Source organism: Peribacillus sp. SIMBA_075 (assembly GCF_046534585.1).
On sequence record NZ_JAWRYN010000510.1, the window covers coordinates 1 to 275 of the forward strand.

Here is a 275-nt window from a genome sequence, read left to right on the forward strand (position 1 = left end):
GCATCTGATGGATCGAAGACAGCAGGAGCGGATTGAGTGGGCCTCTGAGATGGTCGAGAGCTGCAACAGGCTGGGGATGGCGATTACCATAGAGGACTGTCTGGTCCGTGCAAAAGGCGGGGTCATCGTTCGAACACATATTTCGGAAGTATTAGTAGAGCGTGGATACAGCTCGACGCCACAGGCAGCATTTGATGCTTATTTGCGAAAAGGTGCTCCTGCGTATGTACCAAGACCAGTCTTTTCCGCACAGGAAGCAATCGAAGTAACGCACG

1 pseudogene is annotated in these 275 nt (G+C 52.4%); it reads left to right on the forward strand.

The annotated features are described in order from the left end of the window. Positions 1-275, forward strand: a pseudogene (locus SB775_RS29210) (PHP domain-containing protein); the annotation flags it as partial.